The sequence below is a fragment of the Leifsonia sp. SIMBA_070 genome (assembly GCF_046534635.1).
Taxonomy (GTDB): domain Bacteria; phylum Actinomycetota; class Actinomycetes; order Actinomycetales; family Microbacteriaceae; genus Leifsonia.
Window position 1 is genome coordinate 1 of the sequence record NZ_JAWRYK010000122.1, and the last position, 311, is coordinate 311.

General features: G+C 59.8%; 1 pseudogene. It reads left to right on the forward strand.

Annotated elements, in window-relative coordinates:
* Positions 1–142 (forward strand): annotated as a pseudogene (locus SB754_RS19680) (GuaB3 family IMP dehydrogenase-related protein); the annotation flags it as partial.
* Positions 143–311 lie beyond the last annotated feature (169 nt).

Sequence of the window (311 nt, forward strand, 5' to 3'; positions counted from 1 at the left end):
GTGGGGTCCGTCGCACCACACCAACGGCACATCGAACCTGATGGGCGCCCTGCGCCGTGCCATGGCCACCACGGGGTATTCGGATGTCAAGGCGTTCCAGCGCATCGAGGTGCTGGTCTCGCCCTACCTATCCAATATGTAATTACCTAGAGTTACATGGAGTTGCTGCAGGGAATGCGGCACCGGCTGGTTCAGAGAGGAAATCTCGACGATGAGTAAAGATGCACTCAGTCCCCAATACCGCGAGGACGCCCTGGCCGCGCTGCGTTCCACTGCGGAACCGGGCGAAGAACTGGATGTCCTGATCGTCG